General features: G+C 45.2%; 25 protein-coding genes. 23 read left to right on the forward strand and 2 right to left on the reverse strand.

Translation table 11 applies throughout. The features are described from left to right. The first annotated feature begins 40 nt into the window (after positions 1 to 40). The 15 genes from comGA (at position 41) to EAI95_RS09975 (ending at position 11,159) form a co-directional block, all read left to right on the forward strand. Positions 41 to 1,000 (forward strand): competence type IV pilus ATPase ComGA, encoded by a 960-nt coding sequence (gene comGA / locus EAI95_RS07700; RefSeq protein ID WP_129822644.1) that lies wholly within the window; start codon positions 41 to 43, stop codon positions 998 to 1,000. Beyond that, positions 924 to 1,946 (forward strand): competence type IV pilus assembly protein ComGB, encoded by a 1,023-nt coding sequence (gene comGB / locus EAI95_RS07705; protein ID WP_129822748.1) that lies wholly within the window; start codon positions 924 to 926, stop codon positions 1,944 to 1,946. Before comGA ends, comGB begins: the two co-directional genes overlap by 77 nt. After that, positions 1,943 to 2,260, forward strand: a complete 318-nt coding sequence (comGC, locus tag EAI95_RS07710; RefSeq protein WP_023022076.1) for a competence type IV pilus major pilin ComGC — start codon at positions 1,943 to 1,945, stop codon at positions 2,258 to 2,260. Before comGB ends, comGC begins: the two co-directional genes overlap by 4 nt. After that, positions 2,229 to 2,654, forward strand: coding sequence for a competence type IV pilus minor pilin ComGD (comGD, locus tag EAI95_RS07715; RefSeq protein WP_042507426.1), 426 nt, complete (start codon positions 2,229 to 2,231; stop codon positions 2,652 to 2,654). The genes comGC and comGD overlap by 32 nt, the downstream gene beginning before the upstream one ends. Beyond that, a complete protein-coding gene (gene comGE, locus EAI95_RS07720) occupies positions 2,620 to 2,913 on the forward strand; it encodes a competence type IV pilus minor pilin ComGE (RefSeq protein ID WP_129822645.1) in 294 nt (97 codons plus the stop codon). Before comGD ends, comGE begins: the two co-directional genes overlap by 35 nt. Continuing rightward, entirely contained in the window at positions 2,897 to 3,349 is a 453-nt protein-coding gene (comGF, locus tag EAI95_RS07725; RefSeq protein ID WP_040803180.1) for a competence type IV pilus minor pilin ComGF, read from the forward strand. Before comGE ends, comGF begins: the two co-directional genes overlap by 17 nt. Further along, positions 3,315 to 3,761, forward strand: coding sequence for a competence type IV pilus minor pilin ComGG (gene comGG / locus EAI95_RS07730; RefSeq protein WP_006595132.1), 447 nt, complete (start codon positions 3,315 to 3,317; stop codon positions 3,759 to 3,761). Before comGF ends, comGG begins: the two co-directional genes overlap by 35 nt. Positions 3,762 to 3,792: 31 nt before the next feature. After that, positions 3,793 to 4,746, forward strand: a complete 954-nt coding sequence (locus tag EAI95_RS07735) for a class I SAM-dependent methyltransferase (protein WP_129822646.1) — start codon at positions 3,793 to 3,795, stop codon at positions 4,744 to 4,746. A 48-nt stretch (positions 4,747 to 4,794) separates the two neighbouring features. Then, positions 4,795 to 5,991, forward strand: a complete 1,197-nt coding sequence (locus EAI95_RS07740) for an acetate kinase (RefSeq protein WP_129822647.1) — start codon at positions 4,795 to 4,797, stop codon at positions 5,989 to 5,991. Between the two features lie 152 nt (positions 5,992 to 6,143). Next, positions 6,144 to 6,818: a type II CAAX endopeptidase family protein gene (locus EAI95_RS07745; protein WP_238662902.1), complete on the forward strand. Its 675-nt coding sequence runs from the start codon at positions 6,144 to 6,146 to the stop codon at positions 6,816 to 6,818. A 158-nt stretch (positions 6,819 to 6,976) separates the two neighbouring features. Then, a complete protein-coding gene (gene folP / locus EAI95_RS07750) occupies positions 6,977 to 7,933 on the forward strand; it encodes a dihydropteroate synthase (protein WP_238662903.1) in 957 nt (318 codons plus the stop codon). Between the two features lie 16 nt (positions 7,934 to 7,949). After that, a complete protein-coding gene (locus EAI95_RS07755; RefSeq protein WP_129822650.1) occupies positions 7,950 to 9,254 on the forward strand; it encodes a folylpolyglutamate synthase/dihydrofolate synthase family protein in 1,305 nt (434 codons plus the stop codon). A gap of 1 nt (position 9,255) precedes the next feature. Next, a complete protein-coding gene (gene folE, locus EAI95_RS07760) occupies positions 9,256 to 9,810 on the forward strand; it encodes a GTP cyclohydrolase I FolE (RefSeq protein WP_129822651.1) in 555 nt (184 codons plus the stop codon). A 26-nt stretch (positions 9,811 to 9,836) separates the two neighbouring features. Then, positions 9,837 to 10,661, forward strand: a complete 825-nt coding sequence (gene folK, locus EAI95_RS07765; protein WP_023027571.1) for a 2-amino-4-hydroxy-6-hydroxymethyldihydropteridine diphosphokinase — start codon at positions 9,837 to 9,839, stop codon at positions 10,659 to 10,661. A 342-nt stretch (positions 10,662 to 11,003) separates the two neighbouring features. Continuing rightward, on the forward strand, positions 11,004 to 11,159 hold the full coding sequence (locus tag EAI95_RS09975; protein ID WP_165851221.1) for a hypothetical protein: 156 nt from the start codon (positions 11,004 to 11,006) through the stop codon (positions 11,157 to 11,159). Positions 11,160 to 11,268: 109 nt separating this feature from the next. On the opposite strand, the gene EAI95_RS07770 is transcribed toward EAI95_RS09975, so the two are convergent. Next, positions 11,269 to 12,753, reverse strand: coding sequence for a DUF1846 domain-containing protein (locus EAI95_RS07770; RefSeq protein WP_129822652.1), 1,485 nt, complete (start codon positions 12,751 to 12,753; stop codon positions 11,269 to 11,271). A gap of 159 nt (positions 12,754 to 12,912) precedes the next feature. Further along, positions 12,913 to 13,977: a glutamyl aminopeptidase gene (gene pepA / locus EAI95_RS07775; protein ID WP_129822653.1), complete on the reverse strand. Its 1,065-nt coding sequence runs from the start codon at positions 13,975 to 13,977 to the stop codon at positions 12,913 to 12,915. A gap of 146 nt (positions 13,978 to 14,123) precedes the next feature. Here pepA and EAI95_RS07780 point away from each other — a divergent pair, with 146 nt between their 5' ends. The 8 genes from EAI95_RS07780 to EAI95_RS07820 all read left to right on the forward strand — a co-directional run bounded on the left by EAI95_RS07780 (position 14,124) and on the right by EAI95_RS07820 (position 20,515). Further along, entirely contained in the window at positions 14,124 to 14,414 is a 291-nt protein-coding gene (locus EAI95_RS07780; RefSeq protein WP_061564654.1) for a DUF4651 domain-containing protein, read from the forward strand. Beyond that, positions 14,411 to 14,728: a thioredoxin family protein gene (locus EAI95_RS07785; protein ID WP_061564655.1), complete on the forward strand. Its 318-nt coding sequence runs from the start codon at positions 14,411 to 14,413 to the stop codon at positions 14,726 to 14,728. The genes EAI95_RS07780 and EAI95_RS07785 overlap by 4 nt, the downstream gene beginning before the upstream one ends. Before the next feature lie 14 nt (positions 14,729 to 14,742). After that, positions 14,743 to 15,369: a YtpR family tRNA-binding protein gene (gene ytpR, locus EAI95_RS07790; protein ID WP_061564656.1), complete on the forward strand. Its 627-nt coding sequence runs from the start codon at positions 14,743 to 14,745 to the stop codon at positions 15,367 to 15,369. 236 nt (positions 15,370 to 15,605) lie between these two features. Beyond that, positions 15,606 to 16,001 carry a single-stranded DNA-binding protein gene (locus tag EAI95_RS07800; protein ID WP_129822654.1) on the forward strand — a complete coding sequence of 132 codons (396 nt, stop codon included), beginning with the start codon at positions 15,606 to 15,608 and terminating at the stop codon, positions 15,999 to 16,001. A gap of 221 nt (positions 16,002 to 16,222) precedes the next feature. After that, positions 16,223 to 17,209, forward strand: a complete 987-nt coding sequence (locus EAI95_RS07805) for a substrate-binding domain-containing protein (RefSeq protein WP_129822655.1) — start codon at positions 16,223 to 16,225, stop codon at positions 17,207 to 17,209. Beyond that, entirely contained in the window at positions 17,209 to 18,528 is a 1,320-nt protein-coding gene (locus tag EAI95_RS07810) for a sensor histidine kinase (RefSeq protein ID WP_129822656.1), read from the forward strand. Before EAI95_RS07805 ends, EAI95_RS07810 begins: the two co-directional genes overlap by 1 nt. Then, positions 18,525 to 19,211 carry a response regulator transcription factor gene (locus tag EAI95_RS07815; protein WP_006595115.1) on the forward strand — a complete coding sequence of 229 codons (687 nt, stop codon included), beginning with the start codon at positions 18,525 to 18,527 and terminating at the stop codon, positions 19,209 to 19,211. The genes EAI95_RS07810 and EAI95_RS07815 overlap by 4 nt, the downstream gene beginning before the upstream one ends. Further along, a complete protein-coding gene (locus tag EAI95_RS07820; RefSeq protein ID WP_061564661.1) occupies positions 19,208 to 20,515 on the forward strand; it encodes an extracellular solute-binding protein in 1,308 nt (435 codons plus the stop codon). Before EAI95_RS07815 ends, EAI95_RS07820 begins: the two co-directional genes overlap by 4 nt. Positions 20,516 to 20,549 lie beyond the last annotated feature (34 nt).

The following is a 20,549-nucleotide window of genomic DNA, read 5'->3' on the forward strand; positions in this document are numbered from 1 at the left end:
TGGCTATTTATTTGCGAATTATATAGTGAAAGGAGGAAATATGGTTCAAGAAATTGCACAATCCATTATTCGAATGGCCTCGAGTGCCGAAGCTCAGGATATTTATTTTGTTCCTCGAGCGTCAGACTATCAGCTCTTTCTAAGGGTTGGGGATGAGAGACGGTTTATTGAGACTTATTCGCAAGAACAAATGGTAGCGGTCATCAGCCATTTTAAATTTATGGCAGGGATGAACGTGGGGGAGAGGCGGAGGAGTCAGTTAGGCTCCTGTGACTATTCTCTAGGAGATAAGGTCTTGTCCTTACGCTTGTCCACAGTGGGGGACTATAGGGGATATGAAAGTTTGGTCATTCGCCTGCTCCACAATGAGGACCGGGAGCTCCGTTTCTGGTTCGATCAACTGCAAGAGCTAGAAGAGAAGGTGAGTAAGCGGGGGCTCTACTTATTTGCGGGTCCAGTCGGATCGGGGAAGACGACACTGATGCATGCCCTAGCCAAGAAAAAATTTTCGGGGCAACAAGTCATGTCGATTGAAGATCCGGTAGAAATTAAGCAAGAAGAAATGTTGCAATTGCAACTCAATGAAGCGATTGGCATGACCTATGATAGCTTGATTAAACTTTCTCTGCGCCATCGTCCGGATCTTCTCCTCATCGGAGAAATACGCGACACGGAGACAGCTCGTGCAGTTATTCGGGCTAGTCTGACAGGTGTGACAGTCTTTTCCACCATCCATGCCAAGAGCATCCCTGGGGTGTACGAACGCCTATTGGAGTTGGGGGTGAGTGAGGAGGAGTTACGGATTGTCCTTCAAGGGATCTGTTACCAGCGTTTGATAAAGGGAGGAGGTGTCACTGACTTTGTCATCCAAGATTACCAAAACCATTCCAGTCAAAAGTGGAACCAGCAAATTGATGCACTTTATGAAGCGGGACATATTGAGTTGGATCAGGCGCAAGCCGAAAAAATTATCGATTGCCAAGCAAGAGCATGTCATTGAGCTCTTTCACAATCTCTACAGTAGTGGCTTTCATCTATCAGAGGTCATCGACTTCCTACGTCGGAGCCATTTGGTAGAGGCAGATTTTGTTGAAAGAATGCAAGTTGGACTTGCCAACGGCAAGCCCCTGTCAGCTATTCTTTCTGATCTAGGCTTTTCCGATCAGGTAACGACTCAATTAGCACTGGCAGAGCAGCATGGAAATGTCACCTTAAGTTTAGAAAAAATCCGTAGCTACCTGGAAAATCTGACCCAGGTTCGAAAGAAACTAGTTGAGGTGGCCACCTATCCAGTACTATTGTTGGGATTTTTGATGGCCATTATGCTGGGTCTGAAAAACTATCTCTTGCCTCAGTTGGAGAGTCAAAATGGTGCGACACGATTGATCAGTGTCTTTCCCCAGTATGTCTTGGTAGGAAGTGTGTTACTAGCGATTGGAGTTTTGATTCTCCTCTTCCTAGGTCGTCGAGCCAAGCGTCTGGCCCTTGTTTCGTTTTTGGCTACCCTTCCTTTTCTTCGCCCCTTCTTACAGGATTATCTGACGGCTTTTTATGCTCGAGAATGGGGGAGTATGATTGCCCAAGGGTTGGAGCTGAATCAAATCTTTCCTATGATGCAGGGGCAACGTTCCCGTCTGTTTCGTGAGATTGGACAGGATTTGGAAGTAGCATTGGCTCGGGGGACTTCTTTTTCTGACCATATTCAGACCTATCCTTTCTTTAAACGAGAGCTGGCCCTCATGATTGAATATGGGGAGGCCAAGTCCAAGCTCGGTAGTGAGCTGGAAATCTATGCAGACAAGACCTGGGCTGGCTTTTTCCATCGTTTGAACAAGGCCATGAATGTCGTCCAACCACTGGTCTTTGTCTTTGTTGCTCTTATGATTGTTTTGCTCTATGCAGCCATGTTGCTGCCAATTTATGAAAATTTGGAGGTTCCTTTATGAAATCATTGCGCACACTCAAGGTAAAAGCTTTTACTCTGATTGAAATGTTAGTTGTTTTGCTCATTATCAGCGTTCTTCTCTTGCTCTTTGTTCCGAACTTGACCAAGCAGAAAGATTCGGTAACAGATACAGGAAATCGAGCAGTCGTCAAAGTCGTGGAGAGCCAGGCTGAGCTCTATGAACTCAATCATCAGAATGAAAAAGCTAGTCTTTCTAAGCTAGTCGCAGAAGGACAAATCACTCAAAAACAAGCAGAAGCCTACCGTGCTCACTATGTGAAGAATGCAGGTGATCACCGTGCGGTTGCAGATTAAAGCTTTCACCCTTCTAGAGAGCTTACTAACTCTAGGTATCGTTAGTCTTCTATGTTGGCTGCTAGCTGGGTCAGTCCATCAAGCCTTTGGGCAGGTGGAAGAAACATTGTTTTTCTCGGAATTTGAACGGGTCTATCAGGAGACACAAAAGATGAGTATTGCAAAAGAGGAGAGAGCTCTCCTTTCCATCGACCACGGTGGGGTTCATAGTCCCTATCAAGAATTACCGCTTCCAAAAGGGGTGGAAGTGGTCAGAGAGAAGCAACTGACCTTTGATCCAGCAGGAGGCAATTCAAGCCTGACAAAGATTCAATTTCAGACAGAGAAAGAGGTGGTGACCTATCAGTTGGCAATTGGGAATGGAAAAATTAAAAAATCGACGGCTCCCCGCTAGTCTCTTGTTAGAAGGACTGATTGCCTTAGCGATGTTTGGTGTCCTCACGACCCTTGTGCTGGGAGAGCTAGGGGACTCGCGACAGCAGCGCATAGAAGAGTTGAGACAAGGAGAAGTTTTGCGCGTCGCAAAAATGGCGATCCAGACAAGGCAAGATCAATTGAACATCAATCAGGTCAGTGTCCAGGTGGAGAGGTCTGCCAAGTCCTTAAAGGTCTATCATGAAGGAAAGGTTGTGATTGCTGTTGAAAAGAACTAAACTGCCAGCCTTTACTTTATTGGAGGCCTTGGTTGCCCTGCTCGTCATCAGCGGTGGTTTATTGGTGTTTCAAGGATTGACAAGCCTCTTGCGTCAAGAACTCCAGTACCAAAGTCACATCAAGCAAGAGGAATGGTTGCTCTTTCAGGACCAGCTGGACATTGAATTGTCTCGTAGCCAATTTGAAGAGGTCAGAGATAACAAATTCTATCTTGTTCAGGATCAAAAACCCATAGCCATTGGACTGGCTAAGGGGGGAGATATCCGAAAGACAGATGCGACTGGCCGTGGCTATCAACCGATGATAGATGGAGTTGAATCCGCCAGGATTGAAAAAAGAGGAGATCTGGTGTCTATTCAACTGCGCTTTGAAGAAGGGTTAGAAAGGGAGGTGGTCTACCGTGTGGTGGAAAAGGATAAAAAAGAAGCAGATTGAGGCCGGGATCCTTCTTTATGCCCTTTTTATGTCGGCGGTTTTTAGTCTCTTGCTTCAGTTTTACCTGAACAGACAAGTGGCAGAGAGACGGATCCTCCTTGCTAGTCAGCACCGGATCCAGGCTTATGCGCAAGCTCAATTGGCGATTGATACTTGGGATCGGGAAGAAAAAACCATAACCTTCTCAACTGGTCGAGTCGATTTGGAAGAAAAATCGGGCTTTGCCAACGTAACGAGTCACTTACAAGATGGGGGAAGCTATCATTTCACCTTTGCTCTACCTCCTCGTGAAAAGAAAAAAACCGACAAGAAGGAAAAGGAGAAGCAGGCTCCAGATTCGGCCACAGACCACCCGACCACGACTGAGGAAGAGAAGCCTCAGGCCTTCGAAAAGCATAGCGAAAACTCTTAAAATTTGATATGATTAAGAGATGGAGGAAAGCATGAATTTCGAAAAAATTGAGAAAGCCTACGGCTACCTATTAGAGAATACCCAAACTATCCAAAATGATTTGCAGACCAACTTTTATGATGCTCTAGTTGAGCAGAATGCCATCTATCTGGATGGGCAAACAGAGTTGACTCTAGTGAAGGAAAACAACCAGCGCCTGAAGGACTTGAACTTAAACAAGGAAGAGTGGCGTCGTTCCTTCCAGTATCTTTTGATGAAGGCTGCCCAAACAGAGCCCCTACAGGCCAATCACCAATTTACGCCAGATGGGATTGGATTTCTTCTGGTCTTCCTAGTGGATCAGTTGGCGAGTTCCGATCAAGTAGATGTGCTAGAAATGGGGAGTGGAACAGGGAACTTGGCCCAAACCTTGATGAACAACTGTCAGCGTTCCTTAGATTATTTGGGCTTGGAAATTGATGATCTCTTGATTGACCTTGCGGCTAGTATGGCAGAAGTGATGAAGGCGGATGTGAATTTTGCCCAAGGTGATGCCATTCGTCCACAGGTTTTGAAAGAGAGTGATGTGATTATCAGCGATTTACCTGTCGGTTATTATCCAGATGATTCCATTGCAAGTCGTTATCAGGTCGCTTCCCCTCAGGGCCACACCTATGCCCATCATTTATTAATCGAACAATCGTTAAAATACTTAAAGCCGGGTGGTATCGCTATTTTTCTAGCTCCGAATGATCTTTTGACGAGCGAGCAGAGCCCTCTCCTGAAAAAATGGATGCAGGATCATGCTCAGGTCTTGGCCATGGTTACCTTGCCAGAGAACCTCTTTCGATCAGCCAATCTAGCAAAAACCATCTTTGTTTTGCGCAAGCAAGAAGAAGCGGAGGTCCAACCATTTGTCTATCCCTTAACCGATTTGCAAAATCAGGAAGACGTCATGAAATTCCGTGAAAGTTTTCAAAACTGGAATAAAGAAAGTGAAATTTAAACAAAATTTTGCTATAATAGGAGTGAAAACGCTTAAAGAGGTAAAAAAATGACGAAAACAATTGCAATTAATGCAGGTAGTTCAAGTTTGAAATGGCAATTATACCAAATGCCAGAAGAAACAGTTTTGGCAAAAGGGCTCATCGAGAGAATTGGACTCAAAGATTCCATTTCCACAGTAAAATTTGATGGTCGAGCAGAAAAACAAGTTTTAGACATTGAGAACCACACACAAGCGGTTAAAATCCTTCTAGATGATTTGATTCGTTTTAATATTATTGCTTCCTATGATGAAATCACTGGAGTAGGACACCGCGTCGTTGCAGGTGGTGAGTACTTCAAAGAGTCTGCTCTTGTAGATGAAGAAGTCATTCAAAAGGTAGAAGAACTTTCTTTATTAGCGCCTTTGCATAACCCTGCAAACGCTGCTGGAATTCGCGCCTTTAAAGAGTTGTTGCCAGACATCACTAGCGTGGTGGTATTTGACACTTCTTTCCATACAACAATGCCTGAAAAAGCCTATCGTTATCCTCTTCCGACAAAATATTACACTGAAAACAAGGTTCGTAAATATGGAGCTCACGGGACTAGCCATGAGTATGTAGCCCATGAAGCGGCTAAACTTCTTGGGAAACCAATCGAAGAGTTGAAATTGATCACTTGTCACATTGGGAATGGAGCTTCTATTACAGCAGTAGATAAAGGGATCTCCGTGGATACTTCTATGGGATTCACTCCACTTGGTGGTGTGATGATGGGAACTCGCTCAGGTGATATCGATCCAGCAATCATCGCATATTTAATGGAACATACAGATGACTTCAAGACTCCGGAGGACATTAGTCGTATCTTGAACAGAGAATCAGGACTTCTTGGAGTATCTGAATTTTCAAGTGATATGCGTGATATTCACGAAGCCATGCGCAATGGGAATGATAAGGCACTTTTAGCAAACGATATTTTTGTTGATCGTATTAAGAAATACATCGGGCAATACTTTGCTGTCTTGAATGGAGCAGACGCCATCATCTTTACAGCTGGTATCGGAGAAAACTCTAAAACGATCCGTGGACAAGTCATTAACGGGATGACTTGGTTCGGCTGTGATGTGGATCCAGAAAAGAATGTCTTTGGTGCAGAAGGGGATATTTCAACACCAGATGCCAAAGTGAGAGTCTTGGTAATCCCAACAGATGAAGAATTAGTCATTGCACGTGATGTAGAACGTTTTAAAAACAAGGGATAAGACTTTTATTCTAAAAAAACAAGAAAGAAGAGGCTGATTCGAAACGCCTCTTTTTTCTGTTGTGTGATTTCTACTTGGGCTTGCTCCAGTTGGCCATCTATGCTATACTAGAAAAATAGTTTGATAATCGAGGTAAAATAATGGAAAATTGGATGGAGAAAAAATGGGTTTCGAATGGTCTATGGTTACTAATCGGAATACCGCTATTGTTTGCAACTCAACTACCGATGGTCGCTTTGATTTTGGGGATTGAAAATGCTTGGTCAAATTGGACAATCAATAGCCTGGTCCTTGGGGTTACCATGCTTCTCGTCTATTTGCTTTGGTGGTTTATGAAATGGAGTCCACTCGATCCACTAGATTTTTCACGGATTACAGGCAGAGATATTGGACGAAATTTCCTTTTCTTTTTGCTTCTACTTGCAAATAATATTGTGGGGGCTACAGTGCTTCGGAATATAGGAGAGACCACTACAGCCAATCAGGAAACAATTCAGGGGATTTCTTCAGTGGCCCCTCAGCTGGCAATGGGGTTGCTCATTGTCGTAGTGGCACCTTTAGGAGAAGAAATTATCTGTCGGGCTGTGATTCCCCGCTTAATCTTTAAGGGATACGAAAAAATTGGCTATTTGGTTGGGGCTGTTGTTTTTGCCTATTTACACACACCAAGTAATCTTGGTTCCTGGGTCATCTATGGTGGCATGTCCCTCATCTTGACTTGGGTCGCCTACCGCTACAAACGAGTAGAATATTCTATTTTATTGCACTTTACCTTGAATGCTTTTGCCTTTCTGATAACTGTTCTGGTTTCTTTTCTTCCTGCTTAAAATATGGTAGAATGATAGGACCAATGGGTTTTATTCAGAAGCTTTGGTCAGCTACCAAAGAAGCATCTAGGCGCAGATAGAGACAAACTCAGAGGTTGGAATCATTCTAACCTCTTTTCTATGCTTGGTTGGCTTTTCTTAGAAAGATGAAGGAAGATATGTCAAAGAGTGAATGGAGACAACTAGGCAAGGATCGGACCCTTCTATGTGGCATCCTCAATGTCACCCCCGACTCCTTTTCAGATGGGGGGCGTTACCAAACGGTAGAAAGAGCTCTGGAACAGGCTCGCAAGCTAATTGCAGAAGGGGCAAGGATGCTGGATATTGGTGGAGAGTCCACACGTCCAGGGAGTCACTTCGTAGAGATCCAAGAAGAGATCCAGCGGGTCGTACCAGTGATTGAAGCGATTCGAGCAGAGAGTGATATCTTGATATCGGTTGATACTTGGAAGTCAGAGGTTGCTCGTGTAGCTCTAGAAGCTGGAGCAGACTTGGTCAATGATATTACAGGCCTGCTTGGGGATCCGCAAATGGCGAGGGTGATTGCAGAAGCTCGTGCTGGAGCCGTTGTTATGTTTAATCCAGTCATGGCTCGTCCTCATCATCCAAGTTCTGTGATTTTTCCGTCCTTTGGTTTTGAGCCGGCCTTTTCATTGGAGGAGCTAGCGCAGTTTGAAGGTCTTCCTATCCAAGACTGTATGTGGGCCTTCTTTGACAAGAGTCTTGAGAGGGCAGAGGAAGCAGGATTGAGTCAGGATCAACTCTTCTTAGATCCTGGGATCGGTTTTGGCTTGACCAAGCGGGAAAACCTCCAACTCTTACAGAACCTAAAAACCATTCATGCCAAGGGCTATCCGATCTTTTTAGGAGTCTCTCGTAAGCGCTTTGTGGTCAATATTCTAGAAGAAGAGGGCTTTGAGACCGACCCTGAAACGAAAGAAGGATTTTACAATCGGGATTTGGCCTCAAGCCATTTAACGAGTATGGCTGCCAGCCAAGGGGTAGAAATCGTTCGCGTGCATGATATACCTCTTCATAAGATGGCAGTAGCTATTGGTAGTGCGATCTACCAAGCTGATCAAGCGCCGGACCTTCATTTAAAACAATATCGCTAAAGAAAAGAGAAGAGATATGACAGTAGATCTCAGTTGGTTAGCTAGGTATCGTTCTTCCGAGCCCCATTTCGGCTTGGAACGAATGGAAGCCCTGCTAGCCTTGAGGGGGAATCCTCACCTCGCCTGTCCTGTAATCCATCTAGCTGGGACCAATGGGAAAGGATCAACCCTAGCTCATTTGCGGTCTTTACTAGAAGCTAAAGAGTTGCGGGTTGGTGTTTTCACTTCCCCCTATCTAGTTTCCTTTAATGAGCAAATCAGTATCGATGGGATTCCCATTTCGGACCGAGATGTGGAGACTTATCTGTCCCTCTATCAGGAGTTACTTGCAAAAAACAGTTCTGATCAGACCTTACGTGGCTTGACCGAGTTCGAGTTGATGACGGTCATGGCCTTTGATTATTTTGCGGCAAAAAAACCGGATGTGGTCGTGATGGAAGTAGGGATGGGCGGTCGTCTCGATAGTACCAATGTTTGCCAGCCTATTTTGACAGCCATCACGACGATTGGTCTCGATCATGTGGCACTCTTAGGACCGGATTTAGCCTCGATTGCACGGGAGAAGGCAGGGATCATCAAGGAAAAGATTCCGGTCTTGCTAGGCCGGATGGAACTAGAAGCCCAAGAAGTCATTGTGCAGCAGGCCCGCCACCTATCTGCACCAGTAGAGTTGCTAGGACAGGACTTTTTAGTTGGCTACCAAGAATCTTTGGCTGATGGAGAAGTTTTTCATTATCGGAGTCAGTATCGGGAAGAACTGCAACTGAAGACAGGGTTATTGGGACTTCATCAAGTAGACAATGCAGGTCTGGCATTAGCTCTCTGCGATACCTTCTGTCAAGAAAAGGGGCTCTCCCTCTTGAACCGAGAAGAAATCCTCCAAGCTTGGGAGGGTGTCCAGTGGCCGGGACGCTTAGAGGTCATTTCTAGCCAGCCTCTCATCATTCTAGATGGCGCCCATAATCCGCATGCAGTAGCCCCTCTTGTAACCACCATGAAAGAACGTTATGGACAACTGGACAAGCAAGTCTTGTTTACCTGTATCCAGACCAAGGCGATCGAGGAGATGCTGGATCTATGGAGTGGACTAGAAAAGAGTTCGTTGACCTTGACGACCTTTGAAGACCCACGGGCCTATTCCACAAAAGAAATGCAGGAAATAGCCCTTCAAAAAGGCCTGCCTTATCATGAGTGGAAGCTATTTTTAACGAATTATATAGAAAAAGAATCGCAACAAACTGATCTCCTCTTAGTGACGGGATCCTTGTACTTTTTGGCTCAAGTGAGAGCCTTTCTAATCGAAGAAATCAGTAGGAGATGACATGGATACAAAGAAAATTCAAGAAGCCGTGAAGATGATTATCGACGCAGTTGGTGAAGACGGAAACCGTGAGGGCTTGCAAGAAACCCCAGAACGCATTGCCAAGATGTACCAAGAGATTTTTGCAGGGCTTAACCAAACTGCGGAAGTCCACCTATCAAAATCTTTTGAGATTGTGGACAACAATATGGTGGTGGAAAAGGATATCTTCTTCCACTCTATGTGTGAACACCATTTCTTGCCCTTCTATGGCAAGGTCCACGTTGCCTATATCCCCAATGGGCGCGTAGCAGGTCTATCTAAGTTGGCTCGGACGGTGGAAGTGTACGCCAAAAAACCTCAAATCCAGGAGCGCTTGACAGTGGAAATCGCGGATGCCTTGATGGAGTATCTGGGAGCACAGGGAGCTCTTGTTTGGGTGGAGGCAGAGCATATGTGTATGAACATGCGTGGAGTGCGGAAACCAGGAACGGCTACTGTGACGACAGCGGCGCGTGGCTTGTTAGAGACAGATAAAGACCTGAAAAACGAAGCTTATAAACTGATGGGACACTAACCCCTAGATGAACTGAGGTGACTATCGTGGATCAATTACGGATCAAAGATTTGGAAATTTATGCCTATCATGGTGTTTTTTCCGCTGAAAAGGAATTGGGGCAGCGTTTTGTCCTGGATGTTTGTGTCGATTATGAGATGACAAAATCGGCGCGGACGGGTGATTTGACGGCTTCGATCCATTATGGAATCTTAGCTGAGCAACTGACAGACTGGCTTCAAGCTGAGAAGATCGATTTGATTGAGACAGTGGCTTTTCAGCTAGTGGAGAAGATTTTTGCGACCTATGAATTTGTCAGAAAGGTTCGACTCGAATTGAAAAAACCTTGGGCTCCAGTCCCTCTGCCTTTGGATACTTGTTCGGTCACGATTGAACGAGAAAAAAGACGGGCCTTTATTGGTTTGGGAACCAATATGGGCGATAAGGGACACCAGTTGGCAACAGCTGTATCCAAATTAGAAGAAAAGGGGCTCACGATTCTCCAAACCTCTTCTCAGATTGAGACAGCGCCTTGGGGAGGGGTCGAGCAAGATAGCTTCCTTAACCAAGTTGTAGAGGTCGAAAGCTGGTTTACGCCCCAAGATCTCATCGATACGCTACTCGGAATCGAACGAGAAATGGGCCGGGTCCGTGAGGTGAAATGGGGACCACGTGTCATCGATTTAGATCTCCTTTATATGGAGGATCTGATCCTCTATAGTACAGATTTGATTCTCCCACATCCTTATGTGGCAGAACGAGCATTTGTCCTAGAATCCTTAAATGAAATTGCTCCTTACTTTGTGGATCCTGTCCAAAGAAAACAGATCCGACAACTGTGGGAGACTGTGAAAGAAACAAAAGATACATAAACTGTTTCTTGATATAAAACAACCTAAGTGATGTTGAAAAGAAGCAAATGCTCCATATTATTAGGTTTATTCAAACATGTACAGGAACTTTCAGCGGTGAAAAAAGTGCTAGAAACAATAGTGTTTCTAGCACTCGGGAGTTTTGGAACCTTAGATCCAAAACTAAGTCATGGAACTTCTTCGAAGTTCGCTGACGTCCGTACTCACCTAAGGAAAGTTTCTAAGATTACTTTGTATTCAATCAGAGGTAGCTGATCCAAGGGTCAACTACCTTTTTTCACCTTGACAAGTTGTTTGAGCAGGACTATACTGAGCTTAACTAGACTAGGAGTGGAGGGGCTGATGAAATCTTATCTTGTAAAATGGTTGATCGCGATTGTCTTGGCTGTTCTTTTTCTTTGGGTGAGTTTGGAAACGGACTTACTTCCAAAAGAAGTGTATCCCATTCTCCTTGTCCTGATGCTGGTTGTGGGGCTCTATCTTTTTAAGGAAAAGTAATTCCCCATCCAACTAACATACGAAAAATCCCTTGGGTGCCAACTGTTTCGGGTACTCAAGGGATTTTTTGTATATGGAGCTAAGAGCAACGGTCTAGCCTTGGTTTTCTTTATTTGCGGTACAAGCGATCGTATTGGTAAACTGGATCCATGGTTACATGGATACCCAGTTTGCGAAGAACGTTCTTATCTTCGTCTGTCAACATCACTGTTGAATGAGCTTCGCTCCCTTTCAATCGACCTAATTCTTGCATGGCAAGATTAGCCTCTGGATGGTTCATGGCGGTAATGGCTAGGGCGATGAGGATTTCATTTGAATGGAGGCGAGGGTTGCGGCTGCCCAAGTGGTTGATCTTCAAGCCTTGGATTGGTTTCACATATTCTGGCTCAATCAACTTAGTTTCTTTATCAATATGGGCCAATTTCTTGATGGCGTTGATGAGAACAGCTGCCGTTGGACCAAATAAGTCAGAGGTCTTACCTGTCACGATTTCTCCATTTGGTAATTCGAGGGCCAAGGCAGGATCACCAGTCTCTTCTTCTTTTTGGCGGGCAAGGATGGTGACTTGGCGATCTTTTGGTGAAATACCTAAGTCGTTCATCAAGAGTTCAATTTTCTTAATAGCCCCACTGCCAACACGCTCCGCTTTCACATCCAGAATGGTTTGGTAGTAACGGCGGATAATTTCTTGCTTAGAGGCTTCAATCGCTGCGTCGTTGTCCACGATGGCAAAGCCGACCATGTTCACTCCCATATCCGTTGGGGAAGCGTAAGGAGATTCTCCGAGGATGCGTTCCAACATCCGCTTCAAGACAGGGAAGATTTCGATATCTCGGTTGTAGTTGACCGTTGTTTCGCCATAGGTTTGGAGGTGGAATGGGTCAATCATATTGACATCGTCTAGGTCTGCTGTCGCTGCTTCATAGGCCAAATTCACTGGGTGGTGCAAAGGCAAGTTCCAAACTGGGAAAGTTTCGAACTTAGCATAACCAGATTTGATACCATTCAGTTGGTCATGGTACATATTGGACATGCAAGTGGCCAATTTACCAGAACCAGGACCAGGAGCTGTCACGACAACGAGATTGCGGCTAGTCTGAATATAGTCGTTTTTCCCCATTCCCTCAGGAGAAATGATGTGATCCATATCCGTTGGGTAGCCCTTGATTGGGTAGTGGAGGTAAGAGGCGATGCCATTCTTTTCCAACTGTTTACGAAAAACATCTGCGGCTGGTTGACCAGCATACTGAGTGATGACGACAGAACCAACATAGATGCCCAATTCGTTGAATTTATCGATCAAGCGAAAGACCTCTTGGTCATAAGAGATTCCTAGGTCACCACGTGCTTTTGAATGCTCAATGTTATTGGCATTAATAGCGATAACAATCTCCACTTGGTCACGAAGTTCTTGGAGAAGCTTAATTTTGTTATCTGGCTCATAACCAGGAAGGACACGAGCGGCGTGGAAATCTTCCAACATTTTTCCCCCAAACTCTAGGTAGAGCTTGCCATCAAATTGGTTGATGCGCTCGAGGATGTGATCGCGTTGCAAATTCAAATACTTTTCGGAACTAAAAGCTTGTTTCTTCATTTAAACCTCCAATAAAGAAGCGAGGGTGATCTTTAGCGGTGCTCCGCCTTTCACATAGGGGAAAGGGGAGTGCAAAAGAACACCCGTTGCAATATTCATTCAGTATTATATCAAAAAAACCCCAAAATGGGGGTTTAAAACAATTATTTTGGAAAAATATTAATAATTCTTAATTAAATCAACGGTTGAACGATCCAATTTTTTGACCAAGGCTTGAAGGAAGGCTTGGGCTTGAAGGAAGTCATCCATAGCGTAGAGGGTTTGGTGGGAGTGGATGTAGCGTGCGCAGACTCCGATGGTAGTAGATGGCACACCACCACTTCGTAAGTGGGCTACTCCAGCATCCGTTCCGCCTTTTCCACAGTAGTATTGGTACTTGATGCCGGCTTCTTCAGCGGTGGTGAGGAGGAAGTCCTTCATATTTGGCAACATGAGGTGACCTGGATCAAAGAAGCGAAGGAGGATTCCCTCACCGATAGCTCCTTGGCCCCCGTAGACATCTGCAGCGGGAGAGCAGTCAACAGCTAGGAAGATTTCTGGATCAAACTTGGTCACAGAAGTCCCAGCACCGCGCAGTCCGACTTCTTCTTGGACAGTTGCTCCGACATAGAGTTCGTTTGCTAGGGCTTGTCCAGAAAGGGCTTGTGCCAATTCGCTGACCATCAAGACCCCATAACGGTTGTCCCAAGCTTTGGAGATGATGTTTTTCTGATTGGCCGTTAAGATTGCAGTGCTTTCAGGGACCAAGGTGTCGCCTGGACGGATTCCAAAGCTCTCGGCTTCTTCTTTGTTGGCAAAGCCACCATCAAAGACAATATCCCCGATTGCTGGAAGGGCAGGACCGTTTGCGCCACGTGTCAAATGCGGAGGAACAGATCCAGAAATGACAGGGTAGGAATGGCCATCGCGTGTCAAAAGGGTGAAACGTTGGCTGCTGACCACCATAGGGTTCCAACCACCGATTTCCACCACGCGGAAGGTGCCGTCTGCCTTGATCTCACTGATCATAAAGCCAACTTCATCCATATGGCCTGCGACCATGATGCGAGGAGCATCAGCCGCTTCTGAGTGGCGTACCCCAAAAATGCTTCCCAAGCCGTCTGTGACCACTTCATCCACATGTGGGGTGATCTGTTTGCGTAGATAATCGCGAACAGGCGCTTCGTGGCCAGAGATGGCAGGAAGTTCTGTTACTTCTTTGATTTTAGAAAATAAATCAGTCATAAGTTACCTTCTTTCTGATTGTTATTTTATCACTTTTTTAGTCGAGATGGTAGTGGCAGTTGACGGGGATGAAAGCAGATCGTCATGATGGGGAGAACTATTCTCCTTCGTTGTCCCAGCTTGTATTTTGTGTTACAATATGAGGTATGAAAGCTAAAAAAATCATTTTATCTAGCCTTGCAGCAGCTAGTGCAAGTGCTCTTGCCCTTGGGGCCTATAAAATTGCCAAAGATCAAAAACGTCTGCGGACGCAAGAAGAGTTAGTCGCAGAAGTCCGTGAGCAAATGGAGAATATGGGGAAGATTGCGACCCTTTATGTGGAACTCTATGAATCAAACGAAGAGCGTCTGGTAGGAGGGCTCATTTTTGAAGATGAGCGCCACTATCGCTTTGTCTATGAAGAGGGCCTCCTTCACTATGAAGAGGAAAAACTATGATCATTCCACAGTCTTTAGAGGAGTTAGCTAGCTACGTCGAGCAAGAAGGAAAGAAGGTTTTCTTCTTTTCAGCGGATTGGTGTGGCGATTGTCGGTATATCCAGCCCTTTTTGCCAGAGATTGAAGCGGAAAACCCTGAATTTACCTTCATTTTGGTCGACAGAGACCAGTATCTAGATCTGGCTAAGCTTTGGGATATCTATGGTATTCCGAGTTTGGTGGTCCTAGACGGGGATCGGGAACTGGGGCGTTTCGTCAATCGTGATCGCAAAACCAAGGCTCAGATTTCAGAATTTTTAGCAGGATTGAAGTAGGAGAAAGAGAAAGAATGATTGTAACCTATAATAAAGAACAAGTCGGCGACGTCTTAATGATTACCTTGAAAAACAGTGGGGATGCCAAGTTAGCAGTAGATCGTAAAGGCAAAGTAGCCCGTGTCTACCGTGAAGACAAGCAAGAAACCGTAGCCTGGAATATTTTTGAGGCTTCGACCTTCTTTGCCCTTGAAGGCAAGGGGCAAATTTTCTTGAGTGATGAGCAGGTTGCACGCCTCAATCAAGAATTACAGGATGAAGGATTTGCAGAGGTCTTGGTCAATGACAAGGAGCCTAAGTTTGTCGTGGGGCAAATTGTGGAAATGGTGGCTCATCCAGATAGTGACCACCTCAACATCTGCCAAGTGGCTGTCGGATCAGACAAGACAGTTCAAATCGTAGCAGGTGCGCCAAATGCGCGTGAAGGTCTCAAGACGATTGTGGCTCTTCCAGGTGCCATGATGCCAGATGGCAGCTTGATTTTCCCAGGAGCCCTTCGTGGAGAAAAGAGCTTTGGCATGATGTGTAGTCCACGCGAATTGCACTTGCCAAATGCTCCACAAAAACGTGGGATTATCGAATTGCAAGATACAGAAGAGGTGGGAACTCCGTTTGACCCTGCCCGTCACTGGCAAGGATAAGAGAGTGGGACAGAAATCGGTAATTCGTTAGAATTCGATTTCGTCGTCCCACCTCCGCACAGTTGAGTAGGGCTGTAAAAGCTGATGAAATCAGCGTAGTAGAGCCCACTCAACCACTGCGCCTTGCTCGACAATCCAAAAACAATTGAGAGGCTAGGACTTTTGTCCCAGTTTCTTTTTTATTTTTTCCTCAAATGGCTAAAAAACTACGAATTATATAAGTAGGAGGAAGAAATATGTACAATAAAGTAATTTTAATCGGGCGCCTTGTGGCTGACCTAGAGCTTCATAAGACCAGTACGGATAAGTCCGTTTCGCGTGCGACCCTGGCTGTCAATCGTCGTTACAAGGATCAAAATGGCGAGCGGGAGGCGGACTTTATCACTCTCGTGGTCTGGGGGAAATTAGCAGAGACCCTTGTCTCCTATGCCAATAAAGGGAGTTTGCTTTCTGTGGACGGTGAGCTTCGAACCAGACGCTATGAGAAGAATGGAATGACCCAATATGTGACAGAGGTACTCTGTCAAGGCTTCCAGCTCTTAGAAAGTCGTGCTCAACGAGCGATGCGGGCCAATGGAGCAGGAGGAGATCTAGCGGATCTCATCCTGGAAGAGGAAGAGCTTCCCTTTTAACAGAAGAGAACGGTGCAGCTGGTCAGCTGTGTCGTTTTTTCTTTTTCGAAACTTCTCACGGAAGTTGCAGGGGTAAGTCATCATATGGATTTATGAGTAAAACGCATTCATTTCCTAAAGACCTTCAAGCTCTTGATAAAAAATGATATAATACAAGGTATTAAATACGAACAAAAAATCTTTATATAGTAAAATGGTTCGTTCTTTTAAGAGGAGAAGAGATGGGGTTAGAAGAGGAAGCTGTTCAAAAGAAACACAATCGAGTGATGATCTATACGATATTTTGGAGCCTGGTTTTTGTGGTAGTGGTCATCTATTTGAATGCTAGCCAACTAAAACCGGTAAAAGGGCAGATGCGGATTGGTGTGACCTACATGACCATGAACAATGAATTCTACCAAACACTGAATGCAGAGATTGAACGAGTGGCTGACGAAAAAGGGGATTTGCTTCTAGTTCGTAATCCAGAATTGGACGAGGAAAAACAAAGTCAGCAAATAGATTATTTTCGTCAACAAAAGGTCAATGTGATTGTAATTAACCCCGTCAAAGGAGATAGCCCTAAAATCATTGCTTCCCTGAAGCGAGCTCGAGAGGCAGGGATTAAAATCATTGCAGTGGATAGTCAGCTCAGCCATTTCACGGTGGATGCCAGTGTGGTGTCTGATAATTACCAAGCCGGGGTCTTGGTCGCCCAGCGCCTGATGAAGCAGAAAAATGAGGCGAAGATCCTACTCTTAGAGCATAAGGGGACGGTATCGGCAGAGCAACGGATCCAAGGATTCTTAGATACCATCCAGTCGAAGCCTGCCTATCAGATTGTTGGGAGAGAAGAGACTCGTGGGCAAACGGAATTGGCCCTGCCAGCTGTTTCCCAGGTCATTCAGGATGGTCTGGTATTTGATACTGTCGTGGCCTTAAATGATCGGGCAGCTATCGGAGCCCTAGCGGCCATCAAGGAAAACCAATTAGCTCTGCCGATTTCTATCTATGGAATCGATGGCTCTCCGGATATGAAGGTCTTACTCTCGACGACGGATGATATCGAAGGGACGGTTGCCCAATCTCCTCTTAAAATGGGGAGACAGGTGATGCAAGTAATTGAGTGCATGAGGACAGGAAAACCCTACAAGGAACAATATAAGATCCCAGTAGAGATGATTGATAAGGATAATGTTGACCACTATGATGTCAACGGGTGGCAGTAATGACCAAGCTTCGTGGCATTCGTTATAGTTTGATTTTGCTAAAAATCATTAATTTTATCGCCATCTTATTTAGCAGTTCCCTCTACTTGCATGCGACCAATTACATCATTGCCAAGGGGCAAGGGTATCAATTATTGGAGCAATTAAGAGAAATACCGAGTTCACCAGCTCAGAATTTTTGGATCTCCATCCTTCTTTTTGGAGGGATTCTTCTCATTACCTTTTATCGGATGCGTCAAGGGACACAGGAGTGGTCGGTTTTTGACAAATGGAATATTCTAGAAATACTGCTGATGCTAGGCGTCATGATGGCCCTCAGCTTCTCCTATAATGGGATCATCCTCTTGGTATTTGCCGATATCTTTTATGGTTCCAAAGAGTTTAGTAGTTCCAAGGACAGACGCTATTGGTTTGCCTTTATCCTTCTAAGTTTCATAGTCCTCCTTGTGACCAATTATGACATTCTTTCTCTAGTTGTGCAGTTGCCTTCGCTAGATGCCTATATTGCCTTCTATCCTTCATCAATTCGGATGCTCATCCTATTCGCTAAAAATGCGCTAGCTTCTTTAAATATGGTTGTCTTTATTATTTCTCTTCTCTTTTACATTTTATCGGTAGTGGCAGAGCACCATCGGATTGAAAAAGAGTTAGAAATGGTTTCGCAGGTTAATACGGAATTAAATAGCTACATGGCCCTTTCGGAAAAGATTGCGGAGGATCGGGAGCGCAAGCGAATAGCACGGGAAATTCATGATACTCTGGGCCATGCCTTGACGGGTATTTCTGCAGGGATTGATGCAGTTGGGGTTTTGATTGATATTGACCCTGGTCGTGCCAAGACCCAGCTTCAATCGGTCTCTACGGTGGTACGAGATGGAATCAAGGACGTCCGGGGCTCTTTGAACAAGCTTCGGCCAGGTGCCTTGGAGGACCATACCTTGAGGGATGCGGTTTTGAAATTGGTTCACGAATACCAAGCTATTTCCAACTTACAAGTCGAGCTAACCTATGACTGGGATGATGTAGATCTGGATGTCATGGTGGAGGACACCGTCTTTCGAGTGATTCAGGAGTCCATGACCAATTCTGTCCGCCACGGTCATGCGACTCACATGCAGATTTCCTTTTTGCTGGAAGATGCCTATGTCATGATTCTCAAAGATAATGGGGTCGGCTTTGACCAACTACAGGTCGGCTATGGCTTGAAACAAATGCGAGAGCGGGTCTCTATCTTGGGAGGAAGGATAGAATTTGCCAATCGAAATGGATTTTATACACGAATTGAATTGCCCAAAGAAAAAGGAGGAAAGATCTTATGATCAAAGTAATGATTGCGGATGACCAAGCACTGATTCGCGAGTCGCTCCAAATTATTTTGTCTGCCCATCAAGATATTCAGGTGACTTCTGCAGTGGCGGACGGTCACGAAGTGCTAGAGCGAATCCCCCAAGATCGACCAGATGTCGTATTGATGGATATTCGTATGCCCAAGATGGATGGTGTGATGGCAACAAAAGAAGTCAAGGAACGCTTCCCTGAGGTTAAAATCATCATTCTGACCACCTTTGACGATGATGATTTCATCTTTCGTGCTTTGAAATATGGAGCTTCAGGGTATTTGCTTAAAGGGGCTTCAACAGAGGAGCTCTATCAAGCCATTCAAATTGTCTATCATGGGGGAGCCATGATTAACCCTAATATTGCTAGTAAGGTTTTTCAGATTTTTTCTCAGATGGCTCAGAGCAATTACACGATCTCCGTTTCTGAAGAATATGTGAGCGACTTATCCCTGACTGAATGGCGGATCATCCAGCAGGTTGGTTTTGGGGAGTCTAATAAGGAAATCGCAGCCAAATTGTTCCTATCTGAGGGAACGATTCGGAATTACCTGTCAACCATTTTGTCTAAGTTGAACCTGCGGGATCGGACCCAGTTGGCTATTTGGTCTGTTCAAAAAGGTGTGACCACTAAGGATTTTGGAACAGAAAGTGATAGCCGATGAAGAAAATACGTAAGATTCGAGGCTCCAGATTGTTTCTAGGCTTGCTTTTTCTTTTTTTACTTGCTGGAGGGATTTGGTGGCAGCGTCAGCCTAAGCTTGTCCGCTTGGGGGTCTACGCTGGATCTAGCTGGGATGTGCCCACCCAAACGGAAGAAAAAGTCTTGGACCAAGCGATTGCTCGTTTCGAAAAAACGCATCCAGGGGTAAAGATTGTCTACGAAAGCGGAATTCCGAAGAATCAGTATGCGAGCTGGTTAGCCAATCAGATCCTCCATGGACAGGAGCCAGATCTATATATGGTATCCAGTACTGAGCTCCCGGTGTTAGCTGCGCGTGGGGCGGTAGAAGATTTGACCCCCTTGATGGACAAACAGGTCGATCCTTCTCATTTTTATCCAGTTGCCCTAGAAGCAGGTAAATACAAGAACCGTCAGTATGCCCTCCCATTTGAGAGCAATCCTGTTTTGATGTGTGTCAATAAAAATTTATTGGAAAAGGAAGGGATTGCTATTCCGAAAGAGGGGTGGACTTTGGAGGAATTTTATACGATTTGTCAAAAAGTGACGCGGGATACAGATGGAGATGGTGAGCTAGATCAGTTTGGAAGTACAGATTATACCTGGAGGGAGGCCTTGGCAGCCCATGGTGGCCAGCTTTTCAGTCAGGATAACATTAATCTGACGAGTAAAGAAATGAAGCGCTCGCTCTATTTTGTCGAAAAACTCGAAGCCCTTCATGGGAATTTCAATGTTACTTCTAAGGATTTTGATGAAGGCAAGGTCGCTTTTTATCCGATGACCTTGGCCCAGTACCGAACTTATAAACCTTATCCCTATCATGTTGCCAAATATTCAAATTTCACTTGGACCTGTATCCCTATGCCCGGGGCTTCTGGATCAACTCCGTCAACCTTAGTGGATACGTCCTTGTTTGCTCTGTCTTCTCGGGCCAGTGCTAGCAAGGAGGCCAAGGAATTCATGGAATTTTTGACCCAGGACCAGCAGGTCCAGCAGGAACTCTTCCGGCAGTCGCAGGGGACCTCTGTCCTCCCTTCGGTGGTCAATAGTTCGGAAAGTCGGGACCTTCTTAAAGCGGATGATTTCGGGGTTGATTCCTTGACGAATCGGACCCTGGACCAGATTATGAAAAAGGCTGTCCTAAGTACTCCTGGCAACCTACCCGATGATATCTGGGATCGATTGGATTATTTGATTCATAATGCTCTAAAAGCAAAGGATATTGATAATCAATTGCCTCAAATTCAAAAGATTATTGAGGAAATGCTTCGGGAAAAGTTTCGTTAAGAGCAACTAGGCATCTGTCAAGTGACAGATGTCA

The sequence above is a fragment of the Streptococcus sp. bf_0095 genome, assembly GCF_004166885.1.
GTDB lineage: Bacteria > Bacillota > Bacilli > Lactobacillales > Streptococcaceae > Streptococcus.

What these genes read in the sequence shown, in the direction of transcription:
- EAI95_RS07780 (WP_061564654.1), top strand. Translation starts at nt 14,124, where the DNA reads ATGAAAGCTAAAAAAATCATTTTATCTAGCCTTGCAGCAGCTAGTGCA.
- comGC (WP_023022076.1), top strand. Translation starts at nt 1,943, where the DNA reads ATGAAATCATTGCGCACACTCAAGGTAAAAGCTTTTACTCTGATTGAA.
- EAI95_RS07810 (WP_129822656.1), top strand. Translation starts at nt 17,209, where the DNA reads ATGACCAAGCTTCGTGGCATTCGTTATAGTTTGATTTTGCTAAAAATC.
- EAI95_RS07770 (WP_129822652.1), bottom strand. Translation starts at nt 12,753, where the DNA reads ATGAAGAAACAAGCTTTTAGTTCCGAAAAGTATTTGAATTTGCAACGC.
- EAI95_RS07785 (WP_061564655.1), top strand. Translation starts at nt 14,411, where the DNA reads ATGATCATTCCACAGTCTTTAGAGGAGTTAGCTAGCTACGTCGAGCAA.
- EAI95_RS07820 (WP_061564661.1), top strand. Translation starts at nt 19,208, where the DNA reads ATGAAGAAAATACGTAAGATTCGAGGCTCCAGATTGTTTCTAGGCTTG.
- EAI95_RS07740 (WP_129822647.1), top strand. Translation starts at nt 4,795, where the DNA reads ATGACGAAAACAATTGCAATTAATGCAGGTAGTTCAAGTTTGAAATGG.
- comGE (WP_129822645.1), top strand. Translation starts at nt 2,620, where the DNA reads ATGGAAAAATTAAAAAATCGACGGCTCCCCGCTAGTCTCTTGTTAGAA.
- EAI95_RS07745 (WP_238662902.1), top strand. Translation starts at nt 6,144, where the DNA reads ATGGAGAAAAAATGGGTTTCGAATGGTCTATGGTTACTAATCGGAATA.
- comGA (WP_129822644.1), top strand. Translation starts at nt 41, where the DNA reads ATGGTTCAAGAAATTGCACAATCCATTATTCGAATGGCCTCGAGTGCC.
- folP (WP_238662903.1), top strand. Translation starts at nt 6,977, where the DNA reads ATGTCAAAGAGTGAATGGAGACAACTAGGCAAGGATCGGACCCTTCTA.
- comGB (WP_129822748.1), top strand. Translation starts at nt 924, where the DNA reads ATGAAGCGGGACATATTGAGTTGGATCAGGCGCAAGCCGAAAAAATTA.
- EAI95_RS07800 (WP_129822654.1), top strand. Translation starts at nt 15,606, where the DNA reads ATGTACAATAAAGTAATTTTAATCGGGCGCCTTGTGGCTGACCTAGAG.
- folE (WP_129822651.1), top strand. Translation starts at nt 9,256, where the DNA reads ATGGATACAAAGAAAATTCAAGAAGCCGTGAAGATGATTATCGACGCA.
- EAI95_RS07755 (WP_129822650.1), top strand. Translation starts at nt 7,950, where the DNA reads ATGACAGTAGATCTCAGTTGGTTAGCTAGGTATCGTTCTTCCGAGCCC.
- pepA (WP_129822653.1), bottom strand. Translation starts at nt 13,977, where the DNA reads ATGACTGATTTATTTTCTAAAATCAAAGAAGTAACAGAACTTCCTGCC.
- EAI95_RS07805 (WP_129822655.1), top strand. Translation starts at nt 16,223, where the DNA reads ATGGGGTTAGAAGAGGAAGCTGTTCAAAAGAAACACAATCGAGTGATG.
- EAI95_RS07735 (WP_129822646.1), top strand. Translation starts at nt 3,793, where the DNA reads ATGAATTTCGAAAAAATTGAGAAAGCCTACGGCTACCTATTAGAGAAT.
- ytpR (WP_061564656.1), top strand. Translation starts at nt 14,743, where the DNA reads ATGATTGTAACCTATAATAAAGAACAAGTCGGCGACGTCTTAATGATT.
- comGD (WP_042507426.1), top strand. Translation starts at nt 2,229, where the DNA reads ATGCAGGTGATCACCGTGCGGTTGCAGATTAAAGCTTTCACCCTTCTA.
- EAI95_RS09975 (WP_165851221.1), top strand. Translation starts at nt 11,004, where the DNA reads ATGAAATCTTATCTTGTAAAATGGTTGATCGCGATTGTCTTGGCTGTT.
- EAI95_RS07815 (WP_006595115.1), top strand. Translation starts at nt 18,525, where the DNA reads ATGATCAAAGTAATGATTGCGGATGACCAAGCACTGATTCGCGAGTCG.